Source organism: Actinoplanes philippinensis (assembly GCF_900113015.1).
Lineage (GTDB): Bacteria > Actinomycetota > Actinomycetes > Mycobacteriales > Micromonosporaceae > Actinoplanes > Actinoplanes philippinensis.
In genome coordinates this window covers 691,837-707,505 of the sequence record NZ_FONV01000002.1, presented here as the reverse complement: position 1 = coordinate 707,505, position 15,669 = coordinate 691,837, and the positions used below count along the sequence as shown (strand labels likewise).

Sequence of the window (15,669 nt, the reverse complement as noted above, 5' to 3'; positions counted from 1 at the left end):
GAACGAGCCCGGCGGTCACGCAGAAGTTCGAACTTCCCAGGATCGTCGCCGAATCACTGCGAGGTGTGCATTTCCTCGGAAAACGAACTACGCCGCCCGGCGGCAGCGGGCCTGTCCGATGGTCGGCTTGGCCGGCCGCCGGTCCCGCTTCGCCTGGCGGGCCGCCCGGCGCACCAGCGTGACCAGAGCCGCCGACACCTCGGCCGGCCGTTCCAGCGGCAGCATGTGCCCGGCGCCCGGCACCACGGTCAGCTCCGCGCCGGGCAGCGCCGTCGCGATCGACTCGGCACAGGCCGGCGGGGTCAGCCGGTCCCGCGAGCCGACCAGCACCGCGGCCGGCAGGTCGCCCAGGCCGGCCAGGGTGTCCAGGCGCTGCTGGGTGCCGATCGACTCACGGAAGCCGCCGATCGAGCGCAGCGGCGCCCGGCCCAGCCCGCGCATGGTCAGCATCATCGCCTCGTCGGCGCACTCGTCGCCGAAGAGCAGCCAGCGCAGCGCCGGGCGCAGGGCGGGCAGCACCACCCGGTGCGGGCGCCAGGCGCCGGAGCGGGCGAGCAGGCCGGCGCCGAGGGTCTCCCCGGCCCGCAGCAGCGTAGCCAGCTGGCCGGGCAGGCCGTACCGGGTGTGGGTGTGGCCCTCGGCCGTCGTCGAGACCAGCAGCAGGCCCTTCACCCGCTCGCCGAACTCGGCCGGGTGGCGGTGCGCGTACTCCATGATCGTCATGCCGCCCATCGAGTGGCCGGCGAGAACGACCGGGCCGTCCGGGGCGTACCGGCGGATCACCTCGGCCATGTCGTCGCCCAGCTGGGCCAGGGTGGCCGAACGCAGGTGGGTGGCGCTGGAGCGGCCGTGACCCCGGGTGTCGTACGCGATCACCCGCGGCGCCTTGTGCCCCATCTCGCCGAGCGCGGCGATCTGCTGCCGCCACGTCCGCCGGTCCTGGCACCAGCCGTGCGAGAGGACCACGGTGACCGGCGCGTCAGGGGGGCCGGTGACGGAGACGTGCAGCTGCACGCCGTCGGCGAGAGTGAGCATGGGTACCTCCGTGAGGGTCACGGTCCCCGCAGTACCCGCGGGTAATAAGCATCACTCGTGATCTGAAGTATTACCAGCATGTTTCCGGAGGAGTTTTGCCTCTACCGGACGAGTGGTGACGGGACAGTGAGTTACCTCGCAAACACTTCACCCGCGAGCCGTGGCAGCGAAAATCCCTAACATGACGGCCACTCGTGACGCCCAGGTCAGCACGTCCTCCGCAGCCATGAGCGAACTCATCGCCGGCAACAAGCGTTTCGTCTACGGACGTCCCCGCTACGGCCACGATGTCGCGCGGGCAGCCGCCACCGCGAACGGGCAGAAGCCGCATTCGCTGGTGCTCGGCTGCATCGACTCGCGGGTCCCGCTGGAGGCGATCTTCGACCAGACATTCGGCTCGATCTGCGTGGCCCGCTCCGGCGCGCACGTGCTCGACCGCTCCCTGATCGGGTCGATCAACTTCGCGGTCGCCGAGCTGGGCGTCTCGCTGGTCCTCGTGGTCGGCCACAAGCGCTGCGGGGCGGTGCACGCCACGGTCGAGGCGCTGCGGGCCGGCGCCACCCCCGGCGGCGACGTGGGCTACGTCGGCTACCTGGTCGACGAGCTTGCCCCGGCGGTGCAGGCGGTCGGCCTGGAGGGCGAGGACACCGATGAGCGGGCGGTCCGGGAGCACGTGAGCCGTACCGTCGACCGGCTCCGCGACGTGCCCGAGCTGGCCGCCGAGATCGCGGCCGGCCGGATCAAGGTGGCCGGCGCCGTCTACGACCTGGACAGCGGGTGGGTCGAGTTCCTCCCGTGATCCCTGAGCACGCTGCCATGATCTCGGATCTGCTGCCGTGATCCACTGATCATGCGAAAAGGCGCCTCCCGGTCGAAACCGGGAGGCGCCTTTGTCGTGCTGCTGAGATCAGCCCTCGAACACGCCGGCGTCGACGAGACGCTTCTCGGTGTCGGCCCAGCCGTGCTCCGGGTTCTTCTCGTGCAGGGTGACCAGCTCCGCGCGGATCTTGGCACCGTGGCCGGCGCCGGTCAGCACGCGGATCTCCTCGACGAAGGCGTCCGAGTCGGTCTTGAGGTGCGCGGTCTTGCCGTTGGTCAGGTTCCGCACGTACGCGAAGCGGCCGTTGGCGAGCGGGATGAGGTACTTGTACTCACCGAGCACGCTGAGGGCGCCACCGCTGCCCTGGCCGGCGCGGACTGATGCGCGGGCGGTCTTTGAAGTGTTGCTCGCCACGGCGGTACTCCTTGAAGGAAATCTGGAAGGCAGAAAAAAGGCCGTGGCAACTCTACACGACGGCCCCGCGACCATACCGTCAGAGCAGGTAAGGCCGTTGGGCAGGGTATGCCACTACGACGGCTCCCATAGTCGATGTTGCGGATTCTCTGGCGCACCATCCGTACCAACCGGCATCATGGGACACGATCAACCGCGGTCGAGGTCGTAGGGGAAGACGCACCTCGGTCTCCGGGAGGTCACCGTGCCAACGTGTGGCGTCGTATACGTCCACTCGACCCCACTCGCCGTGTGCCAGCATGTCGAGTGGGCGATCGCGCGCGTCCTGACCGCGCCGGTCAACCTGCAATGGACCGTGCAACCGGTCGATCCGAGCATGCGCCGAGCCGAGTGCAGCTGGACCGGCCGGGCCGGCACTGGCGCCGAGCTGGCTGCTGCCCTGCGACAGTGGCCCATGATCCGATTCGAGGTAACCGAGGAGCCCAGCCCGGGTGTCGACGGGGAACGGTTCATGCACGTTCCCGGCCGAGGGCTGTTCCACGGGGTCATGGGCGCTTCGGGCGACATCCAGATCGGTGAGGACCGGCTGCGCGCCATCATGTCCTCGGTCCGTGCGCCCGAGGCGCTGTCGCATGCGCTGGAGAAGGCGCTCGGCACCGCGTGGGATGTGGAGCTGGAGCCGTACCGGTACGCCGGCGACGGCGCTCCGGTGACGCTGCTCACCCGGGTCGGCTGACAGTCCTGCTCGACGCGGGCGGGGCAAATCCCCCTGAAGCATGCCCGGAGCACGGTGGCGGTGCGAAGTGGCGACGTTTGTCGTGAACTGGTTCGATGGCGATCGTGAGAAATCTGGCGCGTGCTCTGGTCGTACCCCTGCTGCTGGGTCTGGGGGCGTGCGGCGACGAGCCGGAGCCCGCGGCAGCCCCGCCGGCCACCGCCGGGTCGCGCCCGTCCTCGACGGCCCCGGAGAGCGCGCCGGCCACCCCTGCCGGTGACCCGGCCGCGCGGGCCGCCGAGATCGTGCGCCGTCTCAGCGACGAGGACCTGGCCGGCCAGGTGCTGATGCCGTATGCCTACGGCAGCTCCGCCACCGACGTCGACGAGGACAACGCCCGTGCCAACCAGGGTCTCGGCGGTGTGAACACCCCCGCCGAGCTGATCGCGAAATACCGTCTGGGCGGCCTGATCCTGGTCAGCTTCACCGTCGACGACCCGACCAGCAAGACCAACCCGACCACCAATGTGGAAAACCCGAAACAGGTCCGCGAGCTCACCGCCGGCCTGCAGGACGCGGCGCTGAAGCTGCCGGCCGCCGCGCCCCTGATGATCGGCATGGACCAGGAGTACGGCACGGTGACCCGGGTCACCGACGGTGTGACGGTTCTCCCGTCCGCGATGGCCTTCGGCGCCGCCGGCCGCCCCGAGCTCACCGAGGCGGCCTGGCACGCGGCCGGCCAGGAGATCGCCGCGATGGGCGTCACCGTCGACTTCGCGCCGGTCGCCGACACGCTCAACCCCACCGGCGGCGGGGTGATCGGCTCCCGCTCGTTCGGCAGCGACCCGCGAGCCAACGCCGACCAGGTCGCCGCCGCCGTCCGGGGCCTCCAGTCGGCCGGTGTCGCCGCCGCCCTCAAGCACTTCCCCGGTCACGGCCACACCACCGCCGACAGCCACGACGAGCTGCCGGTCATCGGCCAGAACCGGAAGAAGTGGGAGGAACAGGACCTGCCGCCGTTCGGCTCCGGCATCCGCGAGGGCGCCGGCGTGGTCATGTCCGGCCACCTCGACCTGCAGTCCGTCGACAAGGGCGTGGCCGCCACCTTCTCCCACAAGATCATGACGGAGGTGCTGCGTGGTCAGCTGAAGTTCACCGGCGTCGCCGTCACCGACGCCATGAACATGGCCCCCGCCAAGAAGTGGCCCGCCGGGGAAGCCGCCGTCCGCGCCCTCAACGCCGGCAACGACATGCTGCTCATGCCACCGGACATCGGCGCCGCCCGTGACGGCATCCTGGCCGGCCTCAAGAACGGCAGCCTCAAACGCGAACGCCTCACCGAAGCCGTCACCCGCATCCTCACCCTCAAGTTCCGCACCGCGCAGACCCCGCAGCCGGAACTCTCCGCGATCGGCTCCCCCGCCAGCCAGCAGGCCGTCACCGCCCTCGACGCGGCAGCCGTCACCGTCCTTCGCGGCCGCTGTTCCGGCCCCCTCGCCGACGGCCCGGTCTCGGTCACCGCCCCCGCCAACCGCGAGGTCGCCCGGGTCAACCTGGTCAAGGCGCTGCAGGAGGCCGGCGTCCAGGTCCAGTCCTCCGGCGGCGCCGTCATCCGCCTCGTCGGTTACGGCGACCAGCGCGTCGACCTCGACGACACCGCGGCGATCACCGTCATGATGGACTCACCCGGCCTGCTCGCCCAGGCCACCACGCCGACCCTCGTCGCCACGTACTCGTCCAGCAAACTGTCGATGACCGCCCTGGCCGCAGTCATCGCGGGAAAGGCGAAGGCGCCCGGCCGGTCACCCATCGCGGTCGGCAAACTGCCCCGGAGCGCTTGCGCCAAATAGCGGGGGTACGGGTCACCCCGCCCCAACCGCACCATCGCCCGTTCCGGGCCTGCCCCGCGACGCCGACCGAACCAGCAGCCGAGTTCCCGTGGGCAGCAGCGTCTCGTGGCAGCTCTGGAAGCCGGCCGGACGGGTTGGTAAGGGCGTGGGAGGGCTTCAGGTGGGTCTCGCGGCGGCTCTGGGAGCCGGCTGGGGTGAGGGGCGCGCCTGGGTGGGGGTGAGGAGGCGGGCGTGGTGGGGCGGTGGGCGGCGGATTCAGCCCGGCGGGCGCGTTTCGGCCGGGACCGGCTGGGGCGTCGCGTGGTGGTTCGGGGCGGCGCTTGTTCGGCGGGAGGTGTGGCCGTACCCCCTGATGTGGTTCCGCCGTTCCCCGGGGTCGTTGATGGACGCCCGGGGACCGGCAGGGGGATCAGGCGCGGGTGAAGACGAGGGCCACGTTGTGGCCGCCGAAGCCGAACGAGTTGTTCATCGCCGCCTGGATGTCGGCGGACCGTGCCTTGTGGGCCGCCACCTCCAGGTCGAGGCGCTCGTCGGGGTCGTCGAGGTTGATGGTCGGAGGGATGATGCCGTCCCGGAGGGCCAGGATCGCCGCGATCGACTCCAGCGCGCCGGCCGCGCCGAGAAGGTGGCCGGTCATCGACTTGGTCGAGGTGAGGATCGGGTGGCTGCCGATGGCGGCGCGGATGCCCTTGATCTCGCCCATGTCACCGACCGGGGTCGAGGTGGCGTGCGCGTTCACGTGGTGGATGTCGGAGCCGGTCAGACCGGCGTCCTCGATCGCCATCCGCATGGCACGGATGCCGCCGCGGCACTCCGGGTCGGGCTGGACGATGTCGTATCCGTCCGAGGTGACGCCGGCGCCGGCGAGACGCGCGTAGATCGTGGCGCCACGTGCGATCGCGTGGTCCGCGCGTTCCAGGATCAGCGCGCCGGCGCCCTCGCCGAGGACGAAGCCGTCGCGGCCCTTGTCCCACGGGCGGGAGGCGCGCTCCGGCTCGTCGTTGCGGGTCGACATGGCCCGCATCGAGGCGAAGCCGGCGATGGGCAGCTGGTGGATGACGGCCTCGGTGCTGCCGGCCACCACCACGTCGGCGCGGCCGAGCCGGATCAGGTCGAGACCGAGCGCGACCGCCTCGGCGCCCGTGGCGCAGGCGCTGGCCATCGCGCGGACGCCGGCCCGTGCCTGGAGTTCGAGCCCGATGTGCGCGGCGGGGCCGTTCGGCATGAGCATCGGCACGGTGTGCGGGCTGACCCGCCGCGGGCCGTGCTGCTCGAGGATGTCGTCCTGGTCGAGAAGGGTGATCGCGCCCCCGATGCCGCTGCCGAAGCTGACGGCGAGACGCTCACGGTCGAGGTCGGTGTCGGCGAGACCGGAGTCGGCCCACGCCTCCTTGGCCGCGATCACGGCCATGGCCTCGGACCGGTCCATCCGGCGCAGCCGGACCCGTTCGATGACCTCGGACGGGTCGACCGCGAGCTGCGCGGCGATCCGCACCGGGAGGGAACCGGCCCACTCCTGGGTGAGGTGACCCACCCCGGAGCGGCCGGCGAGCATGGCGTCCCAGGTGGACGCGACGTCCCCGCCAAGCGGGGTCGTCGCGCCGAGCCCGGTGACGACGACGTCTACGTTGCTCATGTCAGTGGTTCGCCTCGATGTAGTTGACGGCGTCGCCGACGGTCTTGAGGTTCTGCACCTCGTTGTCCGGGATCTTGACGCCGAACTTCTCCTCGGCGGCCACCACGACCTCGACCATGGAGAGCGAGTCGACGTCCAGGTCGTCGGTGAAGGACTTCTCCTCGGCGACGTCGTCCGGGTTCACCCCGGCGACCTCCTCGAGGATTTCTCCGAGGCCGGAGGTGATCTCTGCGCGAGTAGCCATTGTGGGAATCTTTCCTCTCGATGGTGCGGACTTGCGACGGTCAGGTGAAGCCCGCCTTACGGGCAGCGGACGACCTGGCCGGCGTAGGTGAGGCCGCCGCCGAAGCCGAAGAGCAGCACGGGCGCCCCGGAGGGCAGCTCCCCGCGCTCGATCAGCTTGGACAGGGCCAGGGGGACGCTCGCGGCGGACGTGTTGCCCGACTCGACGAGGTCCTTGGCGACGATCGCCTCCGGGCTCAGGCCGAGCCGCTTGACGATGCCGTCGATGATCCGGGTGTTGGCCTGGTGCGGGACGAAGGCGGCCAGCTCGGACGGGGCGATCCCGGCCTTCTCGCAGACCTCGATCGCGAACGGCGCGAGAGCGGTGGTGGCCCAGCGGAACACCGCCTGGCCCTCCTGCTTGATGTAGGGCTGCCACCCGGCGATCTTGAGGGCCTCGCCCTTCTCCGGGGTGGAGCCCCAGACCACCGGGCCGATCCCGGCAGGCTCTCCGTCCGGCACGGCGGTCAGGACCGCCGCTCCCGCGCCGTCGCCGAAGAGCACCGCGGTCGTACGGTCGGACCAGTCGGTGATGTCGGACAGCTTCTCCGCGCCGATCACCAGGGCGTTGCGGGAGGCCCCGGCCCGGATCGCGTGGTCGCCGGTGGCGAGCGCGTAGGAGAACCCGGAACAGGCGGTGTTGACGTCGAACGCGCCGGGGGCGTTGATCCCGAGGCGATCCGCGACACGGGTCGCCACGTTGGGGCAGCGGTCGATCGCCGAGCAGGTCGCCACGATGACCAGGTCGATGTCGGAGGCGGTGAGCCCGGAGGTGGCCAGCGCCTTCTCGGCCGCGAAGGTGGCCATGTCGGCGACCGACTCGCCGTCGGCGACCCGTCGCTCGGCGATGCCGACCCGGTCCCGGATCCACGCGTCGTTGGTGTCCAGAGTGCTGGCCAGGTCGTCATTGGTGATCACCCGTGACGGCTGGTAGTGGCCCATCGCGAGGATGCGGGAACCCGCGGTCATCGTGCGTCTCCTTCGGTGCGGGCGATCAGATCGAGGGCGGCCGGCAGGTCGTCCGGGGTGTTGAGCGTGACGATCTCGGGGGCGCCGTCGCCCTTGAGCTCCCGCTTGACCAGGCCGGCGAGGGTGCCGGCGGGGGGCAGCTCGATGACGCCGGTGACGCCGAGGTCTTTCAGGGCCCGCATGCACAGGTCCCATCGGACCGGCGCGGTGACCTGGCGGATCAGGCGCTGCAGCATCTCGGCGCCGGCGGTGACGGCGGTGCCGTCCAGGTTCGACAGGAGCCGGCGGGCCGGGTCGTGCACGGTGACGCCGCTCGCGGCGGCGGCCAGCGCGGTCTCGGCGGGCGCCATGAAGGGCGTGTGGAAGGCGCCGGCCACCGCGAGCGCGATCACCCGGACCTTGGCCGGCGGCGCGGCGGCGAACTCGGCGAGCGCGGGCAGCGAGCCGGCGGCGACGATCTGGCCGGCGCCGTTGCGGTTGGCCGGGAACAGGCCGTGCTTCTCGATGGTGGCGACCACCTCGTCCGGCTCGCCGCCGAGCACGGCGCTCATGCCGGTGTCCTCGAGGGCGCAGGCGGCGGCCATCTCCCGGCCCCGGATCCCGGCCAGGGTGATCGCGTCGCCGGCGGTGAACACGCCGGCCAGGGCGGTGGCGGCCAGCTCGCCGACGCTGTGCCCGGCGATCACGCCGGCCCGCTCCAGGGGCAGCTGCTCACCGGCCAGCAGGGCGGCGGCCACCAGCAGAGGCTGGGTGCGCGCCGTGTCCTTGATCTCCTCGGCGTCGGCGCGGGTCCCGAGGTGCAGCAGGTCGACGCCGGCGAGGGCGGACCACTCGGTCAGGCGGGCCTCGGCGTGCGGGAGATCGAGCCAGGGGGTGAGGAAGCCGGGCTTCTGGGAACCCTGGCCGGGTGAGAGTACGGCGAGCACGTCCTCGACTCTTCCGGATCCAGCGGCTTTCCGGGGTAGCCGGGCACGACCAAACCCTACGACCAGCGTTGTAGGGTTCCTACAAAACAGAGGTGTTCTTGGGTCACTTCAGCCACATTTATACCTCCTCTGATCGTGTCGAATAGTGAGAGATCCCGGTCACGTTGCCGGGTCCAGACGGCCGATGGTGAGCGCCAGGCGCAGGGTGAAGGCGTCCCGGCCGTCCAGGGGGGAGAGCCCGGCGACCTCCGCGACCCGCCGCAGGCGGTAACGGACCGTGTTCGGATGTACGTAGAGCTCGCGGGCCGCGCTCTCCAGCACGCTGCCCGAGGCGAAGAACGCGTCGAGGGTCTCCAGCAGTCCGCTCCCGGCCCGGGCCAGTGCTCCGAAGACGTCGTGCCGCAGCTTGCGCCGGGCGTCCATGTCGCCGGAGAGCACCCGCTCGGGCAGCAGGTCGTCGGCGGCCACCGGGGACGGCGCACCGGGCCAGGCCGGCGCCGCGCGGAAACCGGCCAGCGCGGCCCGCGCCGACTCGGTGGCCTGGTCCAGTGACGGCACCGCCGGGCCGACCACCACCGGGCCCTCGCCGAACCCGCTGCCCAGCGCGGACGCGGCGGCGACCGGGTCGGTGGCCCCGCCGACCACCACGACCAGACGGTCGCCGTGCACCCCGGCGATCACCTCGAGACGCGCCCGCCGTGCGGCCCGGTAGACGGCGTGCAGCACCGGCGTGATGTCCCCGCCGGGGGAGCGGCCCACCACCACCGCGACCGGCGGGGCGTCCGCCCAGCCCAGCGCGGCCGCCCGGCTGGCCAGCACGTCGGAGGAGTCACCTCGCAGCAGCGCGTCCACCAGCAGGGCCTGCAGGCGGGCGTCCCAGGCGCCGCGGGACTCGGCGGCCCGGGCGTAGACCCGCGCGGCTGAGAAGGCGATCTCCCGGGAGAACCGCAGGATGGCCTGGATCAGCGCCTGCTGCTCGCCGGACTCGGCGTACCCGGGCACCTCGGCCTCGGCCACGTCGACGGTCACTTTGATCATCTCGACCGTGTGGGTGAGCGTGATCACCCGGGCCAGCGCGCGGGGTGCCGCGGCGAACACCTCGTCGGAGATCTCGGTGCTGGCCGCGACCGTCCCGCCGGACCGCAACCACTCGACCAGAGATCGAACACCCGCCTGTGCGACGAGCATCACCCAGGAACGTTGGTCGGCCGGGAGTGCCCGGAACCAGGGGAGGGTTTCGTCCATACGCGCGACCGCCGCGCTGGCCAGGCTGCCGGCCTGCCGCTCGATGCGGCGCAGAGTGCCCGGGGCCAGGGGTTTCGCCGGGTTATCCGGCCTGCCCTCGGCCGGTGTGCCGGTGTCGGTGTCTGCCACGGGCACAGGGTTGCACGCCGCGGCGCGGGCCGCCCGGTTGCCTCCGAGTGGGTGACATATGACGGAAATGCGGCTGGTGAGGTTTTTGAGGGCTTTTGATGACATTTGACCGGCGTAGCGGTGCGCCTCTCCCGCGATTTCGGTCGGTGACCTGGCATCGTGTCGGACGGCGGTCCGACCGGGGGTTAACACCGGACGTCATGGTGCCGATGAAGAGTCGGTGCCGGGAAGCCGGCGCCCAGCGCACGGATCGAGGAGGCGAGATGATGGAACGGGACGACGCGTTCGCGTGCTCCGAAAGGGATCCCGCCCTCGACGATTCGCCGGCAACCCCGCCGGCCGACGAGGAGCTGATCGTGGACCCGGGCACCGGACGGGTCGGATGCCGCACCGAGCTGCGCGGGTGGGCCGGAGCGCACCTGCACGGCGCGGTCCGCCCCCGCAGGCGTGCCGCCGGCCGCGGCCGTCCCCCCGGCCGCTGGTGCTGAGCCTGCCCCGTACGGGTGAGTGACGGGCGCGTTTCCGCGATCGGACGGGGCCGGACTGGTCAGGTTGGCGTGGTGGACGACAAGAGACGGCAGATCCTGGATCAGGCGCTCGCGCTGGTGGACGAGCGCGGGCTGGCGGCCATGTCGATGCGGGCCGTGGCGGAACGCGTGGGGCTCACCTCGATGGCGCTCTACCCGTACGTCGGGGGCAAGGACGCCCTCCTCGACGGCCTGGTCGACCTGCTGCACCTGGAACTCGGTGGTTATGTCGGCGGGAACCCGGCGGACCTGGACTGGCGGCACCGGCTGTCCGCGCTGGGCCGGGCCGTGCGCGCCCTGGCCCGCGCCCACCCGAGCGCCTTCCCGCTGCTGCTGAACCGGTCGGCCGCCGGGCCCTCGGCCTCCTGGCTGGCCTCGGCGCTCCAGGGCATCCTGGCCGACGCCGGCGTGCCGGCCTCCGAGGTGCCCCGCCAGGCCCGGCTGATCTGCGCGTTCCTTCTCGGGTACACCACCGGCGAGGTCACCGGCGGCCTGCCCGGATCGTCCCCGGAAATGCTCGAGGGCGCCGCCGAGTTCGACGCCGACCTGGAAGACCTGATCGGTATGGTCGAGAACTCAGCGACGCCCCGGACGAGCGTGGAACAGCCGGACGACGTCAGACGCGCCGGCGGATGAGGAACGCCATCCCGGCCAGCCCGGTCAGGATGACCAGCAGCACCGCCCCGTTGAGCAGGAACAGCCGGCGGAACTCGGCCAGCGCCTGGCTGACCTCCTCCATCGGATTGACCCGGTCCACCGCGAGGTCGGTGCCGACGCCGCCACCGATACCGCCGTGCACCACGTCCGGCTTGATCTCCAGCGGTGCGCCGCCCATGCGCAGCGACTCGGGCATGGAGAGCCGGCCGTAGAACCAGGCCTCGGTCTGCTTGCCGCCGGCCGGCTGCTTCGCCGGCCGATGTGCCCGCGGACCACCCTGGGCCAGCGGGTACAGGTGGTAGAGCTGGCTCGGTGCGTCCTTGACCAGCAGGGTCAACGTGTATTTCGGGCCCAGCTGGGCCGCTTTCGGCGCCGAACTCGACGACGACGCCGACGCCAGCCAGTCCACCTCGCTGGTCAGCATCTGGAACAGCCGAGGCCGCTCGTCCTGTCGGACCAGGACGGTCTCCTCGATACCGTTGCCGACGAGCTGCAACGCATCCGCTTTCGGAGGCGCTTTCGGCGCGGCCTGTGCCGCCCCCGGCGCCCCTCCCAATGTCAATGCCAGCGCGACGACTGCTCCCGCAGCCGCCGTCACCAGCCTGGTGATCGCCCCCCGCACCATCCGACCTCCCCGCCTGTGGATGGACATGGCCCACTCAACCCGCTGCTCGTGCCCGGCGGTGGAACCGGAGTCACGGCCACAGGTCTCCAGCCTCCCTGGGCGCCGCCCCGCTCGCATCTCGAGGCGGGGTGAATTGGAGCCATGTGGGGATGACCGCGGAGACGGGAACGGCCGTTGATCAGCCGCCGAATAGTACCCACTCCGCGCAATAGGCGGGGGTGGTGGTCACCCTGGTGACGGAGAGCGTCACCGCATTCGACGACCGGCTGTGGCGCGCCGGCCGTCGAATGCGGTAAGCGCCTCAGAGACGCGCTCTAGCAGCGGAAATGCGCGCCAGCGTGCGCTCGCGGCCGAGCAGTTCGATCGACTCGAAAAGCGGCAGGCCGATGGTGCGGCCGGTCACCGCCACCCGTACCGGCGCCTGGGTCTTTCCCAATTTGAGACCTCGCGCCTCACCGACCGCCTCGAGTGTCGCCTTCAGCGTTTCGGCGGACCAGTCGGTCAGGGCGCCGAAGGCGTCCGCGGTGGCGTCGAGGATCTCCGCGGCGCCGTCCTTCATGGCCTTCGCCCAGGACGCCTCGTCGTGGACCGGCTCGTCCAGGAAGAGGAAGTCGACATTTTCCACAATCTCGGACAAGACCGCGATCCGGGTCTGCGCGAGCGGGGCGATGGTGGTGAACGTCTCGGCGTCGAATTTCGCCGGATCCCACGGCGGGGCCGGGATCGTCTCGGTGCCGGTCAGCCACGGCGCGCAGACCTGGGTGAACTCGCTCGGGGTGAGCGCCCGGATGTACTCGCCGTTGAACGCCCGCAGCTTCTTCACGTCGAAGAACGCCGGCGCGTGGTTGACCTCCTCGATCCGATACTCCTCCTCGATCACCGACCACGGGACGATCTCGCGGTCGCCGGTCGGGGACCAGCCGAGCAGCATCAGGTAGTTGCGCATGGCGGCGGCCAGGTAACCCTCGTCCCGATACGACTCGAGGGCGACCTTGTCGCGGCGCTTCGACAGTTTCTGCCGTTTCTCGTTGACCAGGACCGGCACGTGGCCCCAGACCGGCGGCGTCGCGCCCAGCGCCTCCCACAGCAGCTGCTGTTTCGGCGTGTTGGGCAGGTGCTCCTCGGCGCGGAACACGTGGTTGATCCCCATGCTGAGGTCGTCGACCACGTTGGCCAGCAGGAACACCGCCGAGCCGTCGCTGCGGGCGATGACGAAGTCCTCGATCAGCCGGTTCTCGAAGGTCGGCTTGCCGCGCACCAGGTCCTCGACCACGGTCTCGCCCTCGTCCGGCGTCCGGAAGCGCAGCGCCCGGCCCTCGCCCGGCCCCAGCGCCCGGTCGCGGCAGAAGCCGTCGTAGCCGGTGTGCTTGTTGCCCGAGCGGGCCACCACGTCGTCGCGGGTGCAGTCGCAGTAGTACGCCTTGCCCTCGCCGTAGAGACGGGTCGCTGCGGCGGTGTGGTCGGCCGCGTAGGACGACTGGAAGTGCGGGCCCTCATACGTCCCGCGCTCGATGCCGATCCAGTCGAGCGCCGAGATGATGCCCTCGGTCCACTCGGGCCGGTTGCGGGCCGCGTCGGTGTCCTCGATCCGGAGCACGAAGACACCGCCGTGCTGCTGGGCGTAGATCCAGTTCTGCAGGGCGGTGCGGGCGCCGCCGACGTGGAACATGCCGGTCGGTGAGGGTGCGAAACGTACGCGAACAGTCACCGCCCCAGACTACCGACCGACCGCCTCACACGGTGAAGCGCCCGACCAGGCCGGTGAGACGCTGCGCGGTGGCGGTCAGCTCGTCGGCCGCCCGGTGCGACTCCGCCACCGAGTCCCGCGTGCTGCGCATCGCGCCGTTCACCGTACCGATGCCGTCGGCGATGTCCCGGCTGCCGCCGGCCGCCTCGGAGATGTTGCGGGCCATCTCGGCGGTTGTCGCGGCCTGCTCCTCGACCGCCGTCGCGATCGCCGTCTGATAGTCGTTGACCTGGGCGATCCGCGCCGAGATCGCGTCGATCGCGGTGACCGCGCGGGCCGTGTCGGCCTCGATCGCGGCGACCCGGCCGGTGACGTCCTCGGTCGCCCGGGCGGTCTCCTGGGCCAGCTCCTTGACCTCGCCGGCGACCACCGCGAAACCCTTGCCGGTCTCGCCCGCGCGGGCCGCCTCGATGGTGGCGTTCAGGGCCAGCAGGTTGGTCTGCTCGGCGATGGTCGCGATCAGCTGCACCACGTCGGTGATCTTCGCGGTCGAGGCCCGCAGCTCGGCGATGACGTCCGCGGCCGCCGCGGTCAGTCCCACCCCGTCCCGCCCGGCCTGCGCCGCCTCCTGGGCGTTGTGCGAGATCTCGGCGATCGACGCGCCCATCTCCTCGGCGCCGGCCGCCACCGTCGCCACCACGTGCGACACGCTCTCCGCCGAGGCGCTCACCGTGTCGGCCCGGCCGGCCGCGGTGTCCGCGGCGGCCGACATCGCGCCGCCGGTGGCCGTCACCCGCCGGGCCGTGCCGGCCACCTCGTCGGAGGCGCCGGTCACCTCCTGCATCACCGTGCGCAGCTCGGTCACCGCGGTGTCGAGCGCGGTCGCGGCCTCGCCGATCTCGTCGCGTCCCCGATCGGCGATCCGCACCGTGAGGTCGTGGTTGGCGAGCCGGGTCAGCGCCCCGGTCAGCCCGGCCATCCGGCGTGAGATCCGGAACGCCTGCAGGTACGCCGCGGCGGCCCCGGCCACCGCCAGCAGCACCGCGGCGATGACGAACGACGTCAGCATCGTGCTGCGCCCGTCCCGGACCGCGGTGACCGCGGCGTCGGCGTCGGCGTCGTAGCCACCCAGAGCCACCGCCCACTGGTACGGCGCATAGAACGCGACAGTGGTGGTGGTGTCGCCCGCGGGCGCCCCGGCCGACCCGGGTAGCTGGTACTCGGCCTGCCAGGTGGCGTCGCCGGCCAGTTCCGTGGCCTTGGTGACGATCTCCTCGACGTACTTCGTGCCGGCGGCGTCGGTGGCGTCGAGCACGGTCTGTCCCGCGGCGCCGGAGATGCTGGAGGCGACGATCCGGCCCCGGTCGGCGGCGGCCGTGCTGTAGATCGAGACCCAGCCGTTCTTCTGGATCTTCATGGCGCTGATCGTCGCGGTCAGGTTGACCAGGGCCTCGGCCTGCGGCACCCCGACGTAGAGCGCGCCGATCACCGCGCCGGCCGCGTTCTTGATCGGGTCGTAGACGGACACGAACGGCGTGCCGACCACCAGCGCGACGCCGCGGTACTGCTTGCCGTCCTTGATCGAGGCGGCCACCGCGTTCGGTTTGCCGTCCGCGCTGGCCGGGATGTACGTCCCGATCGCCCGGGTGCCCTTCGCCGACTTCACGGTCGTGCCGACCCGCAGCAGGTCGCCGTCCGCGTTCATCCGCTGGAAGACGGTGATCGTCGCCCCGGACAGCCGTTTCGTGTCGTCGACGAACGGTGTGGTGCGTTTCAGGTCGGTGTTCTGCCCGAGCCAGGCGCCGCCGATCTCGACCCGGGGCAGGCTGACCGTCGTGGTCGCCTGGTTCACCTGGTTCACGGCGGTCCACGTGACCCGTTCGCTGCCGAACCGCATGCCGCCGTTCTGCGCGAGGAACGCCGAGGCGCTGGCCATGCTCCGGTCCATGCCCTGCTGGATCTCGTCGCCGACGGTCCGCACCAGAGCGCTGACGTCGGTGGCGCTCTGGGTCAGCGCCGCGGTGTTCTGCCGCAGCACCTCCCGCTCGGTGTTGTCGGCGAACCGGCCGCTCTGCCAGGCGCCCACGGCGACCAGTACGAGCGCGGTCACCAGGACACTGCCCAGGCCGAGCAGGAGCAGTTTGTGCCTCAT

Annotated in this window: 15 protein-coding genes; 5 read left to right on the top strand and 10 right to left on the bottom strand. The window is 71.6% G+C overall.

Annotated elements, in window-relative coordinates:
* Window positions 1-87: 87 nt before the first annotated feature.
* The gene (locus BM290_RS06660; protein WP_093611023.1) at window positions 88-1,035 is read right to left on the bottom strand and encodes an alpha/beta fold hydrolase; all 948 of its coding nucleotides are present in this window, start codon (window positions 1,033-1,035) and stop codon (window positions 88-90) included.
* Window positions 1,036-1,216: 181 nt separating this feature from the next.
* On the opposite strand from BM290_RS06660, the gene BM290_RS06655 reads away from it, so the two are divergent.
* On the top strand, window positions 1,217-1,834 hold the full coding sequence (locus BM290_RS06655) for a carbonic anhydrase (protein ID WP_093611022.1): 618 nt from the start codon (window positions 1,217-1,219) through the stop codon (window positions 1,832-1,834).
* A 108-nt stretch (window positions 1,835-1,942) separates the two neighbouring features.
* Here BM290_RS06655 and BM290_RS06650 read toward each other — a convergent pair whose 3' ends face one another.
* The gene (locus tag BM290_RS06650; protein ID WP_093611020.1) at window positions 1,943-2,269 is read right to left on the bottom strand and encodes a hypothetical protein; all 327 of its coding nucleotides are present in this window, start codon (window positions 2,267-2,269) and stop codon (window positions 1,943-1,945) included.
* A 244-nt stretch (window positions 2,270-2,513) separates the two neighbouring features.
* On the opposite strand from BM290_RS06650, the gene BM290_RS06645 reads away from it, so the two are divergent.
* Together BM290_RS06645 and BM290_RS06640 are read left to right on the top strand one after the other, a co-directional pair.
* A complete protein-coding gene (locus BM290_RS06645; protein WP_093611019.1) occupies window positions 2,514-3,005 on the top strand; it encodes a DUF3145 domain-containing protein in 492 nt (163 codons plus the stop codon).
* Window positions 3,006-3,100: 95 nt separating this feature from the next.
* The gene (locus tag BM290_RS06640) at window positions 3,101-4,834 is read left to right on the top strand and encodes a glycoside hydrolase family 3 protein (protein ID WP_093611017.1); all 1,734 of its coding nucleotides are present in this window, start codon (window positions 3,101-3,103) and stop codon (window positions 4,832-4,834) included.
* A gap of 409 nt (window positions 4,835-5,243) precedes the next feature.
* On the opposite strand, the gene fabF is transcribed toward BM290_RS06640, so the two are convergent.
* From fabF to BM290_RS06615, 5 genes are all read right to left on the bottom strand, one after another.
* Window positions 5,244-6,470, bottom strand: a complete 1,227-nt coding sequence (fabF, locus tag BM290_RS06635; protein WP_093611015.1) for a beta-ketoacyl-ACP synthase II — start codon at window positions 6,468-6,470, stop codon at window positions 5,244-5,246.
* Window position 6,471: 1 nt separating this feature from the next.
* Complete coding sequence (locus tag BM290_RS06630; RefSeq protein WP_092547088.1) at window positions 6,472-6,714, bottom strand: acyl carrier protein; 243 nt, start codon at window positions 6,712-6,714, stop codon at window positions 6,472-6,474.
* 56 nt (window positions 6,715-6,770) lie between these two features.
* Window positions 6,771-7,721 (bottom strand): beta-ketoacyl-ACP synthase III, encoded by a 951-nt coding sequence (locus BM290_RS06625; RefSeq protein ID WP_093611013.1) that lies wholly within the window; start codon window positions 7,719-7,721, stop codon window positions 6,771-6,773.
* Window positions 7,718-8,647, bottom strand: coding sequence for an ACP S-malonyltransferase (locus BM290_RS06620; RefSeq protein ID WP_093611011.1), 930 nt, complete (start codon window positions 8,645-8,647; stop codon window positions 7,718-7,720). Before BM290_RS06620 ends, BM290_RS06625 begins: the two co-directional genes overlap by 4 nt.
* 159 nt (window positions 8,648-8,806) lie before the next feature.
* Window positions 8,807-9,961, bottom strand: a complete 1,155-nt coding sequence (locus tag BM290_RS06615) for a PucR family transcriptional regulator (RefSeq protein WP_239143417.1) — start codon at window positions 9,959-9,961, stop codon at window positions 8,807-8,809.
* A 323-nt stretch (window positions 9,962-10,284) separates the two neighbouring features.
* Between BM290_RS06615 and BM290_RS06610 the strand changes: the two genes are divergently transcribed.
* Window positions 10,285-10,509, top strand: a complete 225-nt coding sequence (locus BM290_RS06610) for a hypothetical protein (protein ID WP_093611007.1) — start codon at window positions 10,285-10,287, stop codon at window positions 10,507-10,509.
* Window positions 10,510-10,581: 72 nt separating this feature from the next.
* On the top strand, window positions 10,582-11,184 hold the full coding sequence (locus BM290_RS06605; RefSeq protein ID WP_093611262.1) for a TetR/AcrR family transcriptional regulator: 603 nt from the start codon (window positions 10,582-10,584) through the stop codon (window positions 11,182-11,184).
* Here the strand turns inward: BM290_RS06605 and BM290_RS06600 are convergent.
* The 3 genes from BM290_RS06600 to BM290_RS06590 form a co-directional block, all read right to left on the bottom strand.
* Window positions 11,165-11,830: a hypothetical protein gene (locus tag BM290_RS06600; protein ID WP_093611005.1), complete on the bottom strand. Its 666-nt coding sequence runs from the start codon at window positions 11,828-11,830 to the stop codon at window positions 11,165-11,167. The genes BM290_RS06605 and BM290_RS06600 overlap by 20 nt on opposite strands.
* A 301-nt stretch (window positions 11,831-12,131) precedes the next feature.
* Window positions 12,132-13,538 (bottom strand): glutamate--tRNA ligase, encoded by a 1,407-nt coding sequence (gltX, locus tag BM290_RS06595; RefSeq protein WP_093611003.1) that lies wholly within the window; start codon window positions 13,536-13,538, stop codon window positions 12,132-12,134.
* Between the two features lie 25 nt (window positions 13,539-13,563).
* Window positions 13,564-15,669 (bottom strand): methyl-accepting chemotaxis protein, encoded by a 2,106-nt coding sequence (locus tag BM290_RS06590; protein ID WP_239143412.1) that lies wholly within the window; start codon window positions 15,667-15,669, stop codon window positions 13,564-13,566.

Coding starts and splice junctions, on each gene's coding strand:
- BM290_RS06590 (WP_239143412.1), bottom strand. CDS start 15,669: ATGAGGCACAAACTGCTCCTGCTCGGCCTGGGCAGTGTCCTGGTGACC.
- BM290_RS06640 (WP_093611017.1), top strand. CDS start 3,101: ATGGCGATCGTGAGAAATCTGGCGCGTGCTCTGGTCGTACCCCTGCTG.
- BM290_RS06630 (WP_092547088.1), bottom strand. CDS start 6,714: ATGGCTACTCGCGCAGAGATCACCTCCGGCCTCGGAGAAATCCTCGAG.
- BM290_RS06610 (WP_093611007.1), top strand. CDS start 10,285: ATGATGGAACGGGACGACGCGTTCGCGTGCTCCGAAAGGGATCCCGCC.
- fabF (WP_093611015.1), bottom strand. CDS start 6,470: ATGAGCAACGTAGACGTCGTCGTCACCGGGCTCGGCGCGACGACCCCG.
- BM290_RS06660 (WP_093611023.1), bottom strand. CDS start 1,035: ATGCTCACTCTCGCCGACGGCGTGCAGCTGCACGTCTCCGTCACCGGC.
- BM290_RS06625 (WP_093611013.1), bottom strand. CDS start 7,721: ATGACCGCGGGTTCCCGCATCCTCGCGATGGGCCACTACCAGCCGTCA.
- BM290_RS06600 (WP_093611005.1), bottom strand. CDS start 11,830: ATGGTGCGGGGGGCGATCACCAGGCTGGTGACGGCGGCTGCGGGAGCA.
- BM290_RS06655 (WP_093611022.1), top strand. CDS start 1,217: ATGACGGCCACTCGTGACGCCCAGGTCAGCACGTCCTCCGCAGCCATG.